Annotated in this window: 19 protein-coding genes; 6 read left to right on the plus strand and 13 right to left on the minus strand. The window is 69.8% G+C overall.

The features are described from left to right. Nucleotides 1-14: 14 nt before the first annotated feature. From ACTMTF_RS23315 to ACTMTF_RS23345, 7 genes are all read right to left on the minus strand, one after another. Nucleotides 15-1,595, minus strand: coding sequence for a SpoIIE family protein phosphatase (locus tag ACTMTF_RS23315; RefSeq protein ID WP_441112583.1), 1,581 nt, complete (start codon nt 1,593-1,595; stop codon nt 15-17). Beyond that, nucleotides 1,588-3,243, minus strand: a complete 1,656-nt coding sequence (locus ACTMTF_RS23320) for an ATP-binding protein (RefSeq protein ID WP_441112584.1) — start codon at nt 3,241-3,243, stop codon at nt 1,588-1,590. Before ACTMTF_RS23320 ends, ACTMTF_RS23315 begins: the two co-directional genes overlap by 8 nt. Continuing rightward, nucleotides 3,240-4,241, minus strand: coding sequence for an ATP-binding protein (locus ACTMTF_RS23325; protein ID WP_441112585.1), 1,002 nt, complete (start codon nt 4,239-4,241; stop codon nt 3,240-3,242). Before ACTMTF_RS23325 ends, ACTMTF_RS23320 begins: the two co-directional genes overlap by 4 nt. Next, a complete protein-coding gene (locus tag ACTMTF_RS23330; protein WP_441112586.1) occupies nt 4,242-4,643 on the minus strand; it encodes an anti-sigma regulatory factor in 402 nt (133 codons plus the stop codon). After that, nucleotides 4,640-5,005 (minus strand): STAS domain-containing protein, encoded by a 366-nt coding sequence (locus tag ACTMTF_RS23335; protein ID WP_441112587.1) that lies wholly within the window; start codon nt 5,003-5,005, stop codon nt 4,640-4,642. Before ACTMTF_RS23335 ends, ACTMTF_RS23330 begins: the two co-directional genes overlap by 4 nt. Continuing rightward, nucleotides 5,005-5,898, minus strand: a complete 894-nt coding sequence (locus tag ACTMTF_RS23340) for an STAS domain-containing protein (RefSeq protein WP_441112588.1) — start codon at nt 5,896-5,898, stop codon at nt 5,005-5,007. The genes ACTMTF_RS23335 and ACTMTF_RS23340 overlap by 1 nt, the downstream gene beginning before the upstream one ends. Before the next feature lie 173 nt (nt 5,899-6,071). Beyond that, nucleotides 6,072-6,650, minus strand: a complete 579-nt coding sequence (locus ACTMTF_RS23345; protein ID WP_441112589.1) for a TetR/AcrR family transcriptional regulator — start codon at nt 6,648-6,650, stop codon at nt 6,072-6,074. 143 nt (nt 6,651-6,793) lie between these two features. On the opposite strand from ACTMTF_RS23345, the gene ACTMTF_RS23350 reads away from it, so the two are divergent. Then, nucleotides 6,794-8,332: an MFS transporter gene (locus ACTMTF_RS23350; protein WP_441112775.1), complete on the plus strand. Its 1,539-nt coding sequence runs from the start codon at nt 6,794-6,796 to the stop codon at nt 8,330-8,332. Nucleotides 8,333-8,405: 73 nt separating this feature from the next. Here ACTMTF_RS23350 and ACTMTF_RS23355 read toward each other — a convergent pair whose 3' ends face one another. Genes ACTMTF_RS23355 through ACTMTF_RS23380 form a run of 6 tightly spaced genes read right to left on the minus strand, consistent with a single transcriptional unit; the run spans nt 8,406 to nt 14,423 of the window. Then, nucleotides 8,406-10,184: an ABC transporter substrate-binding protein gene (locus ACTMTF_RS23355; protein ID WP_441112590.1), complete on the minus strand. Its 1,779-nt coding sequence runs from the start codon at nt 10,182-10,184 to the stop codon at nt 8,406-8,408. 14 nt (nt 10,185-10,198) lie between these two features. Continuing rightward, nucleotides 10,199-10,483, minus strand: coding sequence for a DUF2160 domain-containing protein (locus tag ACTMTF_RS23360; RefSeq protein ID WP_225277217.1), 285 nt, complete (start codon nt 10,481-10,483; stop codon nt 10,199-10,201). 2 nt (nt 10,484-10,485) lie between these two features. Further along, nucleotides 10,486-11,304, minus strand: coding sequence for a carbohydrate ABC transporter permease (locus ACTMTF_RS23365; protein WP_397013266.1), 819 nt, complete (start codon nt 11,302-11,304; stop codon nt 10,486-10,488). A 5-nt stretch (nt 11,305-11,309) separates the two neighbouring features. Next, nucleotides 11,310-12,254, minus strand: a complete 945-nt coding sequence (locus tag ACTMTF_RS23370) for a carbohydrate ABC transporter permease (RefSeq protein ID WP_441112591.1) — start codon at nt 12,252-12,254, stop codon at nt 11,310-11,312. Further along, nucleotides 12,251-13,339 carry an ABC transporter ATP-binding protein gene (locus ACTMTF_RS23375; protein WP_441112592.1) on the minus strand — a complete coding sequence of 363 codons (1,089 nt, stop codon included), beginning with the start codon at nt 13,337-13,339 and terminating at the stop codon, nt 12,251-12,253. Before ACTMTF_RS23375 ends, ACTMTF_RS23370 begins: the two co-directional genes overlap by 4 nt. Beyond that, nucleotides 13,332-14,423 carry an ABC transporter ATP-binding protein gene (locus ACTMTF_RS23380; protein ID WP_441112593.1) on the minus strand — a complete coding sequence of 364 codons (1,092 nt, stop codon included), beginning with the start codon at nt 14,421-14,423 and terminating at the stop codon, nt 13,332-13,334. The genes ACTMTF_RS23375 and ACTMTF_RS23380 overlap by 8 nt, the downstream gene beginning before the upstream one ends. Before the next feature lie 242 nt (nt 14,424-14,665). Between ACTMTF_RS23380 and ACTMTF_RS23385 the strand changes: the two genes are divergently transcribed. The 5 genes from ACTMTF_RS23385 (at nt 14,666) to ACTMTF_RS23405 (ending at nt 18,137) form a co-directional block, all read left to right on the plus strand. Then, the gene (locus tag ACTMTF_RS23385) at nt 14,666-14,872 is read left to right on the plus strand and encodes a hypothetical protein (RefSeq protein WP_441112594.1); all 207 of its coding nucleotides are present in this window, start codon (nt 14,666-14,668) and stop codon (nt 14,870-14,872) included. 116 nt (nt 14,873-14,988) lie between these two features. After that, nucleotides 14,989-15,138: a hypothetical protein gene (locus tag ACTMTF_RS23390; RefSeq protein ID WP_397013259.1), complete on the plus strand. Its 150-nt coding sequence runs from the start codon at nt 14,989-14,991 to the stop codon at nt 15,136-15,138. Nucleotides 15,139-15,210: 72 nt separating this feature from the next. Beyond that, entirely contained in the window at nt 15,211-15,756 is a 546-nt protein-coding gene (locus tag ACTMTF_RS23395; protein WP_263651970.1) for a TIGR00645 family protein, read from the plus strand. Continuing rightward, the gene (locus ACTMTF_RS23400) at nt 15,753-16,169 is read left to right on the plus strand and encodes a hypothetical protein (RefSeq protein ID WP_441112595.1); all 417 of its coding nucleotides are present in this window, start codon (nt 15,753-15,755) and stop codon (nt 16,167-16,169) included. Before ACTMTF_RS23395 ends, ACTMTF_RS23400 begins: the two co-directional genes overlap by 4 nt. A gap of 270 nt (nt 16,170-16,439) precedes the next feature. Then, a complete protein-coding gene (locus tag ACTMTF_RS23405) occupies nt 16,440-18,137 on the plus strand; it encodes an endo-1,4-beta-xylanase (RefSeq protein ID WP_441112596.1) in 1,698 nt (565 codons plus the stop codon). Nucleotides 18,138-18,202 lie beyond the last annotated feature (65 nt).

The following is an 18,202-nucleotide window of genomic DNA, read 5'->3' on the forward strand; positions in this document are numbered from 1 at the left end:
GGCCCCGCCGCCCGTCAGGGCTGAGCCGCGTCGCGGCGGAGCACGACGAAGGCCACGTCGTCCTCCCGCGAGCCGAAGGCGGCCAGGATGCGGTCGCAGAACGCCTCCAGGTCGTCCTCGACCGTCTCCGCCAGCGTTCTGGCCCGTTCCAGGCTGTCGTCCAGCAGGGTGTGGCGGTCCTCCACCAGCCCGTCGGTGAACAGCATGAGGGTGCCCCCCGGCGGCAGCAGCAGGTGCTCCACCTTGTAGTCCTCGGTGGTCACGCCGAGCAGCAGGTTGCCCAGGCCGTGGTAGTGCCCCTGCGGGCCGGCCAGCAGTGGCGGGATGTGCCCGGCGTTGGCCAGCTCGATCTCGCCCGTCCCCGGGTCCAGCAGCAGCATGCACACGGTGGCCGTCATGCCGGGGTGGTAGCGGCGCAGGATCTTGTTCAGCAGGTCCATCGAGGCCGCCAGGTCCACGCCGTCGATCACCGAGGCCCGCAGCGCGTGGCGCAGCTCGGCCATGATCGTCGCGGCGTGCAGGGAATGCCCCATGACGTCGCCGATCGCCACCAGCACCCGGTGGTCGATCATGAGCACTTCGTAGAAGTCGCCGCCGACCTCGATGTTGTCCACCGCGGGCTGATAGCGCAGGCCCATCGTCAGACCGGGCACGTCCGGCACCCGCGAGGGCAGCAGGCTGCGCTGGAGGGTCAGCGAGATCGTGTGCTCCTCGGTGTAGGCGCGCAGCGCGTCCACCGCGAGCGCCAGCTCCTGGGAGAGCTGGAGCAGCAGGTTGAGCTCGTCGGCGTCCAGCTCCGGGGCGGCCTCCAGCCCCAGGAAGACCGGCGGCCTGCCCTTCTTGGTACGGCACAGCACGCCGGTGATCGGCCGGGTGAGCTCCATGTCGGGCATCAGCGTGACCCATTCGCCGGCCTCGACGGTGAGCACCTCGGCCCCGGCGGCGTCGCCCAGAGCGAGCCGGCACAGCCGGTCCAGCAGGTTGGGCGCGGCGCTCTTGCTGCTGGGGGCCTCGCCGGGGCGGGCGCGGTAGTTGCGCAGCCGGCCGTCGGCGGGTACCGCCAGCGCGCCGGAGTGGCGGCCCATGATGTCGACCGTGCCCTGGACGGCCACGGTCAGCAGCCGCTCGAAGGAGTCGGCGCGGTTGATCCGCAAGGTCACCTCGGCCAGCATGGCCAGCCGGTCGGCCATCACCTCGGCCTGCCGGCGCGCCCGCGAGTAGCGCAGCGTCGCCTCCACCGTGGCGGCGAACTCGCTCGGCTCGATCGGCTCCGCCAGATAGGCGTCGGCGCCGCGCTCCAGCCCTTCGGTGCGGTCGGCCACGGTGATGGCGTTGCCCGACACCTGGATGACCGGGATCGAGGCCGTCGCCGGGTTCGCCTTGATCCGCTCGCACACCTCGAAGCCGTTGAGGTCGGGCAGCAGGACGTCCAGCACCACCAGGTCCGGGCGCTGCTCCCGCAGCACGGTCAGCGCCTCCTGGCCGCCGGCCGCCTCGATGACCCGGTGGCCCGACCGCCGCAGCCAGCTCGACAGGACGTAACGCTTGGTGGGGGTGTCGTCCACGACCAGGACACAGGCGGTGGACTCAGGCACGGTCGGCCCCGGCCGCCTGGAGCACCGCGCGCAGCAGCTCCTCGCGTCGGAGGTCGAGCTTGGACAGCACGGGATGCCCCTCCGCGGCCTTGCCCGGCGCCACCGTCACCACCACCACCGCCACCTCCCTCAGATCATCGTCCTCCGACATGCGCTGCAGCAGAGCGTTACCGTCGAGGCGGGGCATGAGCATGTCGAGCACGACGACGTCCGGGCGTCTGTCCTTCATCACTTCGAGCGCTTCGACCCCGTCGGCGGCCTCGTCCACCTGCCCGGCGAACCCGTACAGCATTCTACGGGCGGCGGCGCGGAAGCCCTCGTCGTCGTCGGCGATCAGCAACCGCCCGACCTGGGGACGTCCTCCGTGGTACGGCAGCCGCACGGTCGCGGTCGTGCCCTCCCCGACGGTGCTGGCGAGCTCCAGCGTGCCGTCCAGCATCTCCGTGAGCTTGGCCGCGTACGACAGCCCGATCCCCGTCCCCTTGCTCTCGGCCTGTGCCGGGGACGGGACCTGGAAGAACTCCTCGAACACCTGCCTGAGGTACTCCTGGGGGATGCCGATGCCGGTGTCGGCGACGGTGATGACCACCTGGCCGGCCGGTTCGTCCAGGCGGGCGCTCAGCCGCACCTCGCCCTGCCGGGTGAACTTCAGCGCGTTCGACAGCAGGTTGCGCAGGACGCGGGTGAGCATCACCTCGTCGGTGTAGATCTCGGTGACCTCGTCGGCGACCTCGGTGCGCAGGGTGACGTCGCTGGTGGCCTGCATCGTCAGGTGGAGCTGGTGCACGAGCCTGCCCAGGTCCACCGTCGCCAGCTCGGGGCGCAGGCGTCCCGATTCGGCCTTGGCCATGTCAAGGAGCTCACTGACCAGGGAGAGCAGCGTCTCGGCGGAGCCGCCGATGAGTCCCACCTGGTGCGTCTGCTCCTCCGTCAGCGGCTCGCCGCCCGGCCCGACCAGCAGCCTGACCAGGCCGATGATGGAGTTGAGCGGGGTGCGCAGCTCGTGGCTGACCGTGGTCCAAAACCGGTTGCGGGCCTCGGCCGCCTGGCGGAGCTGGCTGGACTTCTCGTCCAGCTCGGCGTACAGCGCGACCACGCCCCTGTTGGTCTCCTCCAGCTCGCTGGAGAGCTGGTTGTACAGGGCCATGACCCCCTGGTTGGTCTCCTGGAGCTCGGCGTTGAGCCGCCGCACGTCCTCCAGGGTCTCGGCCAGCTCCTTGTTCTGCTCACGCAGCTCGTCGAGCGCGGTGATCGGTGCCAGGTGGGCCAGGCGCTCGTGGATGTGCTCGGCCGACGGCCTGGACGGGTGGGCGGGCAGCCGCTTGGTGATCGTGATCCGCCCTGGCTCGGTGTCCGCGGTGACCGAGTCCACCAGGCGGGCGGCCAGCGCCAGCCCCTCCCAGCCGCGCGGGTCGGTCGAGGCGGCGTGCTCGATGGCGATGCGCAGCTCGCCGCGGTCCAGCGTGAAGACGACCCCCGCCCCGGAAGCGGCCACCTCCCTGCCGATCTCGCTGAGCGCGGTCGCGACCCGGATCTGGTCCTGCGCCTCCAGCCCGCTCAGCTCGGCGACGGCCCGGCCGAGCCGGCGCAGCGCGAAGACGTCCTGCTCCCTGGACAGGCGCATCCTGGCCAGCTCGGTCGCGGTCATGACCGCGGCCTCACGATCACCACGCACGCGTCGTCGCGGCGGCTGCCCGCCTCGCGCAGCAGCGTGGCGGCGATGACGGCGGGGGAGCGGGCGAACAGGCCGGGCAGCGCGGCCGGGTTCCAGCGGTCGGTCAGGCCGTCGGAGTGCAGCACCACGGTCGCGTGCGCGTCCATCTCGTAGACGTACTGCCGGGGCCGCCGTCCCTGGTGGCCGGTGATGCCGGGCGCCGAGATCATGCCCTGGCGCTGGTCGCCGTGGACGATCCAGCCGGAGATGTTGCCGATGCCGGTGTAGGTCACGGAGTCGGCGGTGACGCGGGCCACCGCCGCCGCGCCGCCCCTGGTGCGGCCGAGCCCATGGTGCAGCCTGCGCAGGATCGCCGCAGGGTCGTCGTCCGGCGCCCCCAGGAACAGCTCGACCGCCTCATGGGAGGCCCGTGCGGCGAGCGGCCCGTGGCCCAGCCCGTCGCACACCAGCACCGTGGTGGCCTCGTCGCCGACGTTGATCGCGAAGGAGTCGCCCGTCTCCAGCTCCTCGCCGATGGGGCGGGTCAGGCCGCTGGCGGGTGGCAGCGCGGGCAGGTCGCCGTCGGCGAACTGCATGGCCAGCGCCGTCCCCTCGCCGGGAACGGAGTGGACGTCGTAGCGGGAGGCGATGCGGGCGATCGCGCCCAGGCCGATGCCCAGCGTCCCCGAGGTGGAGTAGCCGTCGCGCAGGGCGCGCGCGACGTCGGGCATCCCCGGCCCCCGGTCGAGTGTGATCAGCTCGACCAGGGCCGGGGCTCCGGGGCACGGCCGGACCAGGGCCATGCCCTGGACGGCGTGCTTGACGAGGTTGGAGACGGCCTCGGTGACCGCCACCGCGATCTGCCCCGTGCGCTCGGGGCTGAATCCCGAGGTCTCGGCCAGGTGGGTGGCCATCCTGCGCACGGCGCCGACCGCGCTGGAGTCCTCGGCGCGCACCCAGACGTCATCTCGGGTCTGCCTGACCTGGTCCACCTATCTGGTCCACTTCGTCACGGTCACCGTCGTGCCCTCTCCTGGTACGGAGGTCAGGTCGAACTCGTCGACCAGCCGCCGCGACCCGCTGAGACCGAGTCCGAGGCCGGTCCCGGTCGTCCAGCCGTCGGTGAGGGCCTGGTCAACATCGGGAATACCCGGTCCCTCGTCGCGAAACTCGAGCCGCAGACCGCGTCGCCGACCGGCCTCGACGATCTCGATGCTCACCTGGCCGCCTCCGGCGTAGACCAGCGCGTTGCGGGCCAGCTCACTCGCCGCGGTCACCACCTTGGTCTGGTCGATGAGGGAGAACCCCGACTCCACGGCCGCGGTCCTGACCTGCTGCCGGACCGCGACGATGTCGGCGTTGCTGCCGATGGGCAGCGGCCCGCCGCTGATCATCGTGGCATGCTCCTGACGTGGTCCAGCAGCGCCACGCCCTTCTCCAGATTGAGGGCCGTGCGCACCCCGCCCAGCGACAGGCCGAGCTCCACGAGGGTGATCGCCACGGCCGGGCGCATGCCGACGACCACGGTGTCGGCGTCGAGCACCCGCAGCATGTCGGCGATGGTGGCGAGCATCCTGCCGATGAAGGAGTCGACGATCTCGACGGCGGAGATGTCGATGATGACGCCCCGCGCGCCGGCCGCGACCACCTTGTCGGCCAGGTCCTCCTGGAGGGCGAGCACGCTCTGGTCCTCCAGGTCCCCCTGGATGGACACGATCAGCGTGTCGCCGAGCTTGAGGATGGGGATGCGCTCCATCAGCGGTCCTCCGCCCGCACCGCGACGCGGGTCTGCCCGATCTGCCCGATCTGCCCGGCCTGGCTGATCTCGATGCCGCGGCGCCGCAGCATGTAGGCCAGCGCGTCGGCCAGCGAGGCCTTGGTCACGATGTCGCCGAACTCGATGCCGAGGGTGACGATGGTGTAGGCGATCTGCGGGCGGATGCCGGAGATGACGCACTCGGCGCCCATCAGCCGGGCGGCGACCACGGTCTTCAGCAGGTGCTGGGCCACCTGAGTGTCCACCGCGGGGACTCCGGTGATGTCGATCACGGCGTGCTCGGCGCCGGTGTCGACCAGCGTCTGCAGCAGCTTCTCCATCACCACCTGGGTCCTGGCGGAGTCCAGCGTGCCGACCAGGGGCACCGCCACGATGCCGTCCCAGAGCTTGACGACCGGGGTCGACAGCTCCAGGAGCTGCTCGGCCTGGTCCAGGATGATCTTCTCGCGGGCGGTGGCGTAACTTTCGAACGTGAACAGGCCCAGATCGTCGATCAGCCGGGCGAACCAGGTGAAGCCGTGCAGCGCCTCGGCCGTCCCATCGCGCTCGACGGTCCCGTAGACGGCCTCCTTGAGACCGAACACCGCCCTGGCGGTGTCGGAGGGCGTGTAGCCCTGCCGGGCGCGGGTGCGTGACAGCTCGGCGAGCGCGCCCCGGACCTCCGCCAGGTCCTCGCCCTCCCGCAACGCCGACAGCAGGGCGTGGTAGATCTCCTGGAGCTCGTCGACGGGTGCCTTGGCGATCGCGTGCCACCGGGGCAGGATCTGCTCCTCGTCAGTGCGTAGCAGCTCTTCGATGCGTCGTTTCGCTGCATCGGCCTGGACGGTCAAAGGTGACTCCTGGATGAAGTGGACGACGGTACTGACGGGCATGGTATTGGCGGCGGTGCTGGGCCCAGGTACAGATGCGGCATTCTGCCCAAGCGATGCCGGAGCGACCATGTCTGCCGCGCACGCCGCGAGCGCGTGCTCCGCTAGAGGGGATTCCCCCAACGCGGCGAATAACTCTCGGGACGGGCGCCACCTGCGCTTTCGCCGTGCACCGCTCAGGTGAACGAGCGCCCCATCTCCTCGAAGATCTCGTCGCAGACCTCCGCGAGCGTGCGGGTCTGCTGCTCCTCGACCCACGCGTTCACGGCGACGCGCAGCGCGCTCAGGCAGGCCGCCGCCATCACCCGTGGCTGGATGGGGCCGGGGTGCTCGGAGATGGCCTGGGCCAGCTCGCGTTCGAGCGCGGCGTGGTTGGCGAGCTGCCTGGCCAGCAGCGCGGGGTGCCGTTTGGCCAGCCGGGTGCGTGTGGCCCATTCGCCCCCGGGCGGCCCTATGCGCACGCTCAGGTCCTGGACGGCGGTGCGCAGCGCCTGCCAGGCGGGAACGGACGACGGCTGGGCGCGGACCTCGGCCAGCAGGGTGTGGAAGCGCCGCTCCTCGCCCCAGAGGATCGCGGCCTCCTTGCCGTCGAAGTAGTTGGAGAAGGTGCGCCGGGAGATGTTGGCGGCGTCGGCGATGGCCTCGACCGTGACGGCGTCGAGGCCGTGCTCCTCCACCAGGCGCACGGCCGCCTCATGGACGCTCTGACGCGTCTCGGCCTTCTTGCGCTCACGGAGTCCCAGCGTGCTGTCCATAGTGCGGACAACTCTACCGGCTGGGCATACATGCTCAATGCGCAAAGTTGCCCAGTGGGCATGTAGAGTGTCCCAGTTCGTTATGAAACTTCCCCTTTTGGAGGACGCGCGTGAGCGCAACCGCCGGCACGACCGCCGAGCCGATGACCCACAAGCAGGTCCTCAATGCGCTCAGCGGCCTGCTCCTCGTCCTGTTCGTCGCGATGATCAGCAGCACCGTGGTCTCGGTGGCGCTACCGCAGATCATCGGCGCGCTCGACGGCAGTCAGTCCCAGTACACCTGGGTGGTCACCGCCTCGCTGCTGGCCGCCACGGCCGCCACCCCGATCTGGGGCCGGCTCGCCGACCTGTTCAGTAAGAAACTGCTGCTCCAGATCTCCATCGGGATTTTCATGGTGAGCTCGCTGGCCTGCGGGTTCGCGCAGAACACCGAGCAGCTGATCGCCTTCCGCGCGATCCAGGGGCTCGGCATGGGCGCCCTGCAGGTGCTCGTGCAGGTGGTGATCGCCGCGATGATCAGCCCGAAGGAGCGCGGCCGCTACAACGGCTACCTCGGCGGCGTCATGGCCGTGGCCACCGTCGGCGGCCCGCTGCTCGGCGGGCTCATCGCCGACACCTCCTGGCTCGGCTGGCGCTGGTGCTTCTTCGTCGCCGTGCCGTTCACCCTGGCCGCCTTCGCGTTGCTGCACAGGACGCTGCACGTCACGACCGTGCGCCGCACCGACGTCAAGATCGACTACGTCGGCGCGACCCTGATCGCCGCTGGCGTCAGCGTGCTGCTCATCTGGGTCACCTTCGTGGGCAACTCCTTCGACTGGCTCTCCTGGCAGACGGCCGCCATGGCCGGTGGCGGCGTCGCCATCCTGGTGATCGCCACCCTGGTCGAGGCGCGGGCCGCCCAGCCGGTCGTGCCGCTCAAGGTGATCAGCCGTCGTACCCCCGCGCTGGCGATCGTGGCCAGCCTCGCGGTCGGCATGGCGATGTTCGGCGGCGCCGTCTTCCTCGGCCAGTACTTCCAGGTCGGCCGCGGCTACACCCCCACCGAGGCGGGCCTGCTCACCATCCCGTTGATGGCCGGCGTGCTGCTCTCCTCGACGATCAGCGGCCGCATGATCTCCCGCAGCGGCAACGTCAAGCCGTACATCGTCACCGGCTCCCTCGTCCTCACCGCCGGATTCCTGGTGATGGGCACCATGGACCACGACACGTCGCTGCTCGTCATCAGCGTCGGCATGCTGATGGTCGGCACCGGAGTCGGCCTGTCCATGCAGAACCTCGTGCTGGCCATCCAGAACACCGTCCCGCTGAACGAGCTCGGCGCCGCCAGCGGTGCGATCACCTTCTTCCGCTCGCTGGGCGGCACCATCGGCGTCTCCGTCCTCGGCGCCATCCTGGCGGGCCAGGTCGCCACCGGCATCGCGCAGGGCCTGACCAAGGCGGGCATCCCGGCCTCCGGCTCCGGCGGCGACAGCCTCGACATCGCGGCGCTCCCCGCGCCGATCAGGGCGATCGTCCAGGTCGCCTACGGCGACGCCACCGGGCACATCTTCCTCGTCTCAGCGGGCATCGCCGCGGTGGGCGTCATCGCGGCGCTGTTCCTGCCGCCCATCAAGCTGCGCGACACCCTCGACCTGGAGCCGGCCGCGCCGGTCACCGACGGCGAACCGGCGCGCTCAGCCTGACCCGCGTTTCCGCCTGGCCCCGCCTCAACCTGATCCGCGCTTCAGCCTGACCCGCCTCAGCCTGATCCGCGCTTCAGTCGGCCTTCTTCCACTGGGCGACGAGCCGGTCGTAGTCGAGCGTCTCCGGCTTGCCCCGCTCGTCAGCGAGCTTCGGAGCCGGGGCGCCCGGCTGGTCCAGCCAGTACTGGACGTCCCGCTCCTGGTTCAGCTTGGGCGCGCAGGCGCCGCCGTACCCCCGCCGCTCCAGCCGCGACAGGATGTCGTCCTGCTGCTTGGCCAGGTTGTCCATGGATTGCTGCGGGGTGGTCTCGCCGGTGACGGCGGTGGCGACGTTCTGCCACCACAGCTGCGCCAGCCGCGGATAGTCCGGCACGTTCGTCCCGGTCGGCGTCCACTGCTCGCGCGCCGGCCCTCGGTAGAACTCGATCAGCCCGCCGTACTTCTCGGCGTTCTGCTCGAAGTAGTCGCTCCTGATGTCGGAGTCGCGGATGAACGTCAGACCCGTGATCGACTTCTTCAGCGACACCGTCTTCGACGTGACGAACTGCGCGTACAGCCAGGCCGCCGCCCGCCGCTCCTTCGGCGTGTTCTTCAGCAGCGTCCACGAGCCGGCGTCCTGGTAGCCGAGCTTGTTGCCGTCCTTCCAGTACGCGCCGTGCGGGCTCGGCGCGATGCGCCACTTGGGCGTGCCGTCGCCGTTGACGACCGGCAGCCCGTCCTTGGTCATGTCGGCCGTGAACGACGTGTACCAGAAGATCTGCTGGGCGATGTTGCCCTGGGCGGGCACCGGGCCGGACTCGCTGAAGTTCATCCCGGCCGCCTCCTTCGGCGCGAACCTCTTCAGCCAGTCCACGTACTTCGTCAGCGCGTACACCGAAGCCGGGCCGTTGGTGTCGCCGCCGCGGGTCACCGACGAGCCGACCGGGCGGCAGTTCTCCACCCTGATGCCCCAGTCGTCCACCGGCAGGCCATTGGGCAGGCCCGGGTCGCCGTTGCCCGCCATCGACAGCCACGAGTCGGTGAAACGCCAGCCCAGCGAGGGGTCCTTACGGCCGTAGTCCATGTGGCCGTAGACCTTCTTGCCGTCCATCGTGCCGTTCCCGTTGACCTTGTTGGTGAAGAAGTCGGCGATGTCCTCGTAGGCCGCCCAGTTGACCGGCACGCCGAGCTCGTACCCGTAGGCGTCCTTGAACTGCTTCTTGACGTCCGGATCGGTGAACCAGTCGTAGCGGAACCAGTAGAGGTTGGCGAACTGCTGGTCGGGCAGCTGGTAGATCTTCTTGTCGGGGCCGGTGGTGAAGCTGATCCCGATGAAGTCCTGCAGGTCCAGCGTGGGCGAGGTGACCGCCTTGCCCTCCCCGGCGATGTAGTCCGACAGCGGCACCACGTAGTCGCCGCGCGAGTGCGTGCCGATGAGGTCGGAGTCGTTGACGTAGGCGTCGTAGATGTTCTGGTCGCCCTGGATCTGCGTCTGCAGCTTCTCGATCACGTCGCCCTCCTGGATCAGGTCGTGCTTGAGCCTGATCCCGGTGATCTCGGTGAACGCCTTGGCGAGCTGCTTGGACTCGTACTCGTGCGTGGTGATCGTCTCCGACACCACGTTGATCTCCATGCCCCGGTACGGCGCGGCCGCCTTCATGAACCAGTCCATCTCGGCCAGCTGCTGCTCCTTGGACAGGGTGCTCGGGGTGAACTCGGTGGACACCCAGCGCTGGGCGGCCGCCTTGGCGTCGGCCTCCCGGAAGTCGCCGCCGCCACCACCGCCTCCGCCCTGCGAGCAGGCCGCGGCCAGCAGCATGAGCACCGCCGCGCAGGCCGTGCTCCTGTAGGGGATCTTCCTGTCGAACGGCATTGCCGCCTCCTTCGTCAGCCCCACAACCCGATCGTCAGCGCCACCAGGAACGCGCAGGCCAGCGCCAGCCACATGGACAGGTCGGTGACCGCGATCCATCCGGCGAGTACGACGGCCGCGCTGATGAGGCCGATGTACAGCCGGTCCCCCCGATCGGTCTCGATGCGCAGGAACCCCCGCCGCGCCACCGGCGGGGAGATCTTCGCCCAGACCGCCATCCCGCACAGCAGCAGCCCGAGCCCGATGAAGACGGCCGCCGTGGGCCCGGTCCACACCATCCACTCCAGTCCTGGCAGCACGGCTAGACCCTCCCCAAGCTGAAGCCCTTGGCGATGTAGTTGCGGACGAACCAGATCACGATCGCGCCGGGCACGATCGTCAGGACTCCGGCCGCCGCCAGCAGCCCCCAGTCGACGCCCGCCGCGCTGACCGTGCGCGTCATGGTGGCGGCGATCGGCTTGGCGTTCACCGAGGTGATGGTCCGCGCGATGAGCAGCTCGACCCAGCTGAACATGAAGCAGAAGAACAGCGTGACGCCGATCGCGGAGCGGATCATCGGCAGGAAGATCTTGACGAAGAACCGCGGCAGCGAGTAGCCGTCGATCGCCGCGGTCTCGTCGATCTCGCGGGGGATGCCCGACATGAACCCTTCGAGGATCCACACCGCCAGCGGCACGTTGAACAGCATGTGCGCGATGGCCACCCCCAGATGCGTGTCGAACAGGCCCACCGCCTGATAGATCTGGAAGAACGGCAGCAGGAACACCGCCGGCGGCGCCATCCGGTTCGTCAGCAGCCAGAAGAACAGGTGCTTGTCGCCGGCGAACCTGAACCGGGAGAAGGCGTAGGCGGCGGGCAGCGCCACCACCAGCGACATGACCGCGTTCATCGACGTGTAGATGATCGAGTTGAGGTAGCTCGAGTACCACACCGAGTTCGTGAAGAACGTGACGTAGTTGTCGAAGGTGACACGCTGCGGGATGAGCGAGAAACTGCCGAGAATGTCCTGGTTGGGGCGGATGGACATGCCGAACATCCACAACAGCGGCAGCAGCAGCGTGATGCCGTAGAGCCAGAACACCGTCCGCGCCCAGGGCAGCCGCCTGTCGCCCCGCGCCATCGCGCTCACCTCCCGGTCCTGGTCAGCACGGTGAAGAAGACGTAGGAGACGATCTGCACGGCCAGGAAGTACAGCAGCGAGAACGCCCCGGCCGGCCCCAGGTCGAACTGCCCGACGGCGATCTTCGACAGCAGGATGCTGAGGAAGGACGTGGCGTTGCCCGGCCCGCCGCCCGTCACCACGAACGGCTCGGTGTAGATCATGAAGCTGTCCATGAAGCGCAGCAGGATCGCGATCGTCAGCACGCCGCGCAGCCGGGGGAGCTGGATGTGGCGGAAGGTGGCCCAGCCGGAGGCGCCGTCGATCTGCGCCGCCTGGAAGTACGGGTCCGGGATCGAACGCAGTCCCGCGTAGGCCAGCAGCGCCACCAGCGGCGTCCAGTGCCACACGTCCATGGCCAGCACGGTGATCCAGGCGTCGGTGGCGTCCAGCGTGTAGTTGAAGTCCAGCCCCAGCACGTTGTTGACGGCCCAGCCGCCGAGCCCGATGTCGGGGCGGGCGAAGATCTGCCAGATGGTGCCCACCACGTTCCACGGGATCAGCAGCGGCAGCGCGACCAGCACCAGCGACACCGACACCCACACGCCCCGGCGCGGCATCGACACCGCGAGCAGCACGCCCAGGGGGATCTCCAGCAGCAGCACCTGCGCCGAGAACAGCAGCGTGCGCACGAACGCGGCCCGCACCTCCGGGTCACGCGCCACCGACCGGAACCACTCCAGCCCGACGAAGAGCCGGTCGCTGGGGCTGAAGATGTCCTGCACGGAGAAGTTCACCACGGTCATCAGCGGGATCACGGCCGTGAACGCCACCGACACGACGACCGGCAGCACCAGCAGCCAGGCCCGATTGTTCCTGCGCCTGGGGTCGGCCCGCCTCTCTCCGGCCTCTGCCGCCGCCTTCTCTGCCGGTGGGTCGTCGGCGCCGACGGTCGCCGTCCGCTCGCTCATGCCCTGGCCCCCCCGTCCAGCGGCTCGATCACGCCGCACCTGACCGCGTCCCTGAACAGGAACGCGCGGCCCTCGGTGAAGCGCAGGACACACGTGGCGCCAGGGTCGAACCTGGCCCCGGCATCGGTCTTGACGATCAGCGGATGCCCGTTCGCCAGGGCGTGCACCAGGTTGTAGGCGCCCATCCGGTCCACGCCCGTCACGCGCGCCGCCGGCCCGGCGCCGTCCTGCTCGATCCGTACGAACTCCGGCCGGACCCCGACCCGCACCGGACCCGAGGGCAGGTCGCCGGACGCCCGCCCGAGCGGGGCGTCGCCGAGGCGCACCACGCCGTCCACCAGCTCGGCCGGGAGCACGTTCATGCCGGGCGAGCCGATGAAGTGGCCGACGAACTCGTGCGCGGGCGACAGGAACAGCTCACTCGGCTCGCCCGCCTGCACGATCGCCCCGTCGTTGAGCACCACCACCTCGTCGGCGAAGGTCAGCGCCTCGGTCTGGTCGTGGGTGACGTAGATGAGCGTGTGCCCGGTGTCGCGGTGGATCTGCTTGAGCTTGCTGCGCAGCGTCCATTTCATGGCCGGGTCGACGACGGTGAGCGGCTCGTCCAGCAGCACCGCCGCCACGTCCGCGCGCACCAGGCCGCGGCCCAGGCTGACGATCTGCTGCCGGCCCGGGTCCAGCCGCCGCGACCGGCGCCGCAGGTGCTCCTCCAGGCCTAGCAGCCGCGACACCTCGCGCACCCGCCGGTCCACGTCTGCCTTCGGGAAGCGGCGGTTGCGCAGCGGGAAGGCCAGGTTGTCGTAGACGGACATCTCCTCGTACAGCACCGGGAACTGGAAGACCTGCGCGATGTTGCGGCCCGCGGTCGGCACGCCGGTCACCTCGCGGTCGCCGAACCAGACGCGTCCCACGGTGGGGGAGAGCAGGCCGGAGATGATGTTGAGCAGCGTGGTCTTCCCGCACCCGCTCGGGCCGAGCAGCGCGTACGCCCGGCCGGCCCGCCACGTCCACGTCATCGGGCGCAGCGCCCACGTCCGGCCGCCGTCATAGCTGTGCCCCACGCCCTCCAGCCGGATGTCAGCCATGCAGGTCGACCTCCGCCGCGGACGTGGCCAGCAGCCGGCCGCCGACCTCGTCGAAGACGAACAGGTGCGCCGGATCCACGAACGCCGTCGCCGGTTCGCCGGGGTCGAACAGCCGCGCCCCCTCCAGATGCGCGACCAGGTGCCTGCCACCGGCCGGCACCAGGTGCAGGAACGTCGAGCTCCCGGTCACCTCCGCGAGCCGGATCTCCGCGGGGAACTCCAGCATGTCCGGCCCGCCGCGCTCGATGCTCACCTGATGAGGGCGTACGGCCAGCACCACGTTCCGGCCGTCCCCGTGCGCCCCCGGCGCGGGAAAGGAGGCACCGAGGCAGTCGATCCTGCCCTCACGCACCACGCCCGGCAGCAGGTTCAGCGGCGGGTCGCTGAGCGTCGCCGCGACCGCCAGCGTGGGCGGCTCGGCGTACATGTCCGCCACGTCACCGGTGTGCAGCACCCGCCCTTCGCCCAGCACCACCGTGGGCGCCGCGAACGACAGCGCCTCGTTCGGGTCGGCCGTGGAGTACAGCACCACGCCGGGCGCCTGGGCGAACATGCTCTTCAGGTCGGCCCTGAGCTGCTCGCGCAGCTTGAAGTCGAGATTGGCCAGCGGCTCGTCCAGCAGCAGCACGTCCACCGGCCGGGCCAGCGCCCGCGCGATGGCGGTGCGCTGCTGCTGGCCCCCCGACAGCTCGGCGGGCCTGCGCCCGAGCAGGCCGCCGATGCCCATGAGCTCGGCCACCTCGCGCACCCGCCGGTCCAGGCCGTCCTTGGGGAAGGAGGCGTCCAGGCGCAGCGGCGAGGCGATGTTCTCGTAGACCGACAGCGAGGGATAGTTGATGAACTGCTGGTAGACGAAGGCGACCGAGCGCTTGCGTACGGAGACCGAGGTGACGTCGCGCCCGTTCACCGCCACACGCCCGCGGTCGGGGGGCAACAGGCCGGCGGCGACCCGCATCAATGTCGTCTTCCCCGCCGCCATCGGGCCGAGAAGCGTCGTCATCCCGCTCGGTAACTCGAGACGGATGTCGTCGAGCCAGATCTCCCCGCGCTGCCGTACGGAGACGCCATCGATGATCAGCGTCACTGTGCCCGGTCCTTCCCGGAGCATGTCGGATATCGCGACGATAGGCACCTTTACTCATCCATCTAACATGATCTAGATAGGAGTGCAAAGGGCCCTCATAAGAGGATAAGGCCCGGCCCTTTTGGTGTAACGCAGGGAAACAATAGAGAAACTCTGGGTGAAGGCGTGGGCTGATCCTGTACTTAGCGTTACCGAAGCAATACGTTGAGTGCCCAACGTTGACACCAGACCCAGGAGGTCTCATGCACCGCACGCGCCGCCTCACCGTGGCCACGATGGTGGCCGGCGGGCTGCTCATGGCCGTCGCCCCCGCCGCCCACGCCGTCGTCGACCCGATCACCGTGATCGGCTGCCTGACCAGCAGCGCCGCCGACGTGGGCTCGCTGGTCGACCCGTCCGCCCCCGGCCTCCCCACCGAGATCCCGGCCACCGCCTGCCTGGCGCCCTGACCCTGCCGACCGGCCACGGGTAGGGGCGGCGCGGTTGACCGCCGCCGCGCCGCCCCGGCCTCCAGGCTCCCCTGAATCCTGACGGGAGCATCCGAACAGATACCGAAGGAGTCGCATTGAGCATTCGAGCCCTGACCGTCGCGATCGCCGCCGCCGTCACGGTCGCCGCGGGCACGCTGCCGCCCGTGGTGGCCGAGCTGACCGGTGAGAAAGCGCTATTCGGCATGGAGACCGTCATCCAGCATGTGAACGTGTTCACGTCGTAGATGCACCAGCTACAGTCCGTGGGTGGCCCGCCGAACGGGTATCGCAGTCCACTACGGCGCCTCGGCTATGTCATGTTCCTGAGCCGCTGGATCCAGGCTCCTCTCTATCTCGGTCTCATCGTGGCCCAGGTGGTCTACGTATGGCGGTTCATGGCTGAGCTGATCCACCTCGTCCAGCTCGGATTCGGCGGCAAGCCCGCGGAGACCACCGTCATGCTGATCGTCCTCGGTCTCGTGGACGTGGTGATGATCAGCAACCTGCTGATCATGGTGATCGTCGGCGGCTACGAGACGTTCGTCTCCCGACTGCGCATCGAGGGGCATCCGGACCAGCCTCAGTGGTTGTCGCATGTCAACGCCAACGTGCTCAAGGTCAAGCTCGCCATGGCGATCATCGGCATCTCCTCCATCCACCTTCTCCAGATCTTCATCAACGCGGCGCGACCGGCCGTGACCGACAGGGAACTCCTATGGAAAACACTGATCCACCTGACCTTCATCCTCTCGGCGGTGGCGCTCGCGATCATCGATCGCATCATGCTGGGCGGACGTCCCGGGCGTTTCGGGCAGCAGGCGGGCGGACCGGCAAACGCGCCGTCGCGGGTGTCGGTGGCATGATCGCCGGCCTGCTCGCGCTGGCGGCCCCGGCCGAAGCGGCCGTACCCCCGCCCGCCGCGGAGGCCGTCGCGCCCCCGCCCGTGTCGGCGGCGGTCGCGCCGCCGCCCGCCGCGGAGGCGGCCGTCCCCGCCGCGCCCGCCGCCGAAGCGGCCGTGCCGGCGCCCGCGGCGGAGGCGGCCGAGCCGGCGCCTGCCGCCGAGCCCGCCGAACCGGCGGAGCCGCCTGAGCCGGTCGAGCCGGCCGCGCCCGCCGGCCCGCCGCCGGTCATCGGCGACGTGATCGTCTTCAACGATGAGATCGTCGAGCCCGTGTCCGCGCCGGTGAGCACCTGCGGGGCCCTGCTGCCGGTGCTCACGAAAGGTGGCGGCAGCGTCTGCCAGGACGCCTCCCGGGTGTCGGACGACGACGCCTGAGCGCCACCCCATTCTCCCGGAAGGCCGGGTACCTCCCGGGACCGTGCCCGCCCCTGCTCCCCCAGCGAGGCGGGCACGCGGCGTTTCCGCCCGGCATCTGAAAGTTTCATGTAAGAGCTGATAATTTCAGCTCGCCACCTGCCCAAACAGCGCCGTCCCGCTTCCGGCATTGACCCGTTCCACTGCATGTCAATACCGTCCCGACATGGATCTCGAAGGGGTCGAAAGTTTCGGGATCGAGTCATGGCACGCTTCCGGAGGTAGGTGCTCGTGCTTTCGTCATCGCTCGTCAGATCCGGGGCCCGCACCAGGACTCTCGCCGCGGCCGCCCTGCTCGGGCTGCTCGTCGTGTTCCTGATGCCGGTCACCCCCGCCGACGCCTCGGCGCCCCTGCGCCAGCACGCCGCGAGTCGCGGCAAGTTCATCGGCACCGCGCTGGCCACCGGCCCGCTGTCCAACGAGACCCAGTACAGGAACATCGCGGCCACCGAGTTCAACCAGATCACCGCCGAGAACGCGATGAAGTGGGAGTCCACCGAGCCGAACCAGAACCAGTTCACCTTCTCCGGCGCCGACGCCATAGTCGACTTCGCCACCCAGAACGACCAGGAGGTGCACGGGCACACGCTGGTCTGGCACAACCAGACCCCCGGCTGGGTGCAGGGCCTCGGCGCCAGCGCGATGCGCACCGCCATGCAGAACCACATCAGCCAGGTCGTCGGCCGCTACGCCGACAACCCGACGGTGGTCTCCTGGGACGTGGTGAACGAGGTCTTCGACGACAACGGCGGCATGCGCAGCTCGTTCTGGTACAACACGCTCGGGCAGAGCTTCATCGCCGACGCCTTCCGCGCCGCCCGCGCCGCCGATCCCGACGCGCGGCTGTGCATCAACGACTACAACGTCGAGGGCATCAACGCCAAGAGCACCGCGATGTACAACCTGGTCCGGACGCTGAGGCAGCAGAACGTACCGGTCGACTGCGTCGGCTTCCAGAGCCACCTGGCCATCCAGTACGGCTTCCCCAACGACCTCCAGCAGAACCTGCAGCGCTTCGCCGACCTCGGCGTCCAGGTGCGGATCACCGAGGTGGACATCCGCATGCAGATGCCCAGGGACTCCTCGAAGGACGCCACCCAGGCCACCTACTACCGCAACGTGGTCAACGCCTGCATGGCCGTCACCGCCTGCGCCGGGGTCACCATCTGGGGCTTCACCGACAAGTACTCCTGGGTGCCCGACACCTTCAGCGGGGAGGGCGCCGCGCTGATCTACAACGAGAACTACCAGCAGAAACCCGCCTACACCGCCGTGCACGACGCGCTGGCCGGTGGCAGCGGGGGAGATGACGACACCGCGCCCACCACGCCGGGCACCCCCTCCGCGGCCAACATCACCGGCACTTCCGCCACGCTGACCTGGACGGCCTCCACCGACTCCGGCGGCAGCGGGCTGGCGGGCTACACCGTCTACCGTGAGCAGGGCAGCACCGACCAGCAGCTCGGCCAGAGCTCCACCAACTCCATCACCCTGACCGGCCTGAGCCCGCAGACCCAGTACCAGGTCTACGTGCGAGCCCGGGACGGCGCCGGCAACCTGTCCACCCCGTCGGCCAACGCCACCTTCACCACCATCTCCGGCGGCGGCGGACCCGGCGGACCCTGCACCGCCACCGGCACCGTGCAGACCCAGTGGAACAACGGCTACGTCGTGCAGCCCGCGACCGTCTCCAACACCGGCACCTCCACCATCAACGGCTGGACCGTCACCTTCACCCTGCCCGCCGGCCACTCCCTGACCGGCTCCTGGAACGCCACCATCACCACCAGCGGGCAGACGGTCACCGCCAAGAGCGTGAACCACAACAGCACCCTCGCCGCGGGGGCCGCCACCAGCTTCGGCTTCCAGGTGAGCCGGCCCGGCGGCAACACCCAGACCCCCTCCGGCTACACCTGCGCCTCACCCTGAAAGGCACTCTGACAAGCTCCGCGCGGGCCGAGGGAGGAGCGGCAGTCGGGTGCCGTACGGCCCGC

It is taken from the genome of Nonomuraea sp. ZG12 (genome assembly GCF_052068115.1).
Lineage (GTDB): Bacteria > Actinomycetota > Actinomycetes > Streptosporangiales > Streptosporangiaceae > Nonomuraea.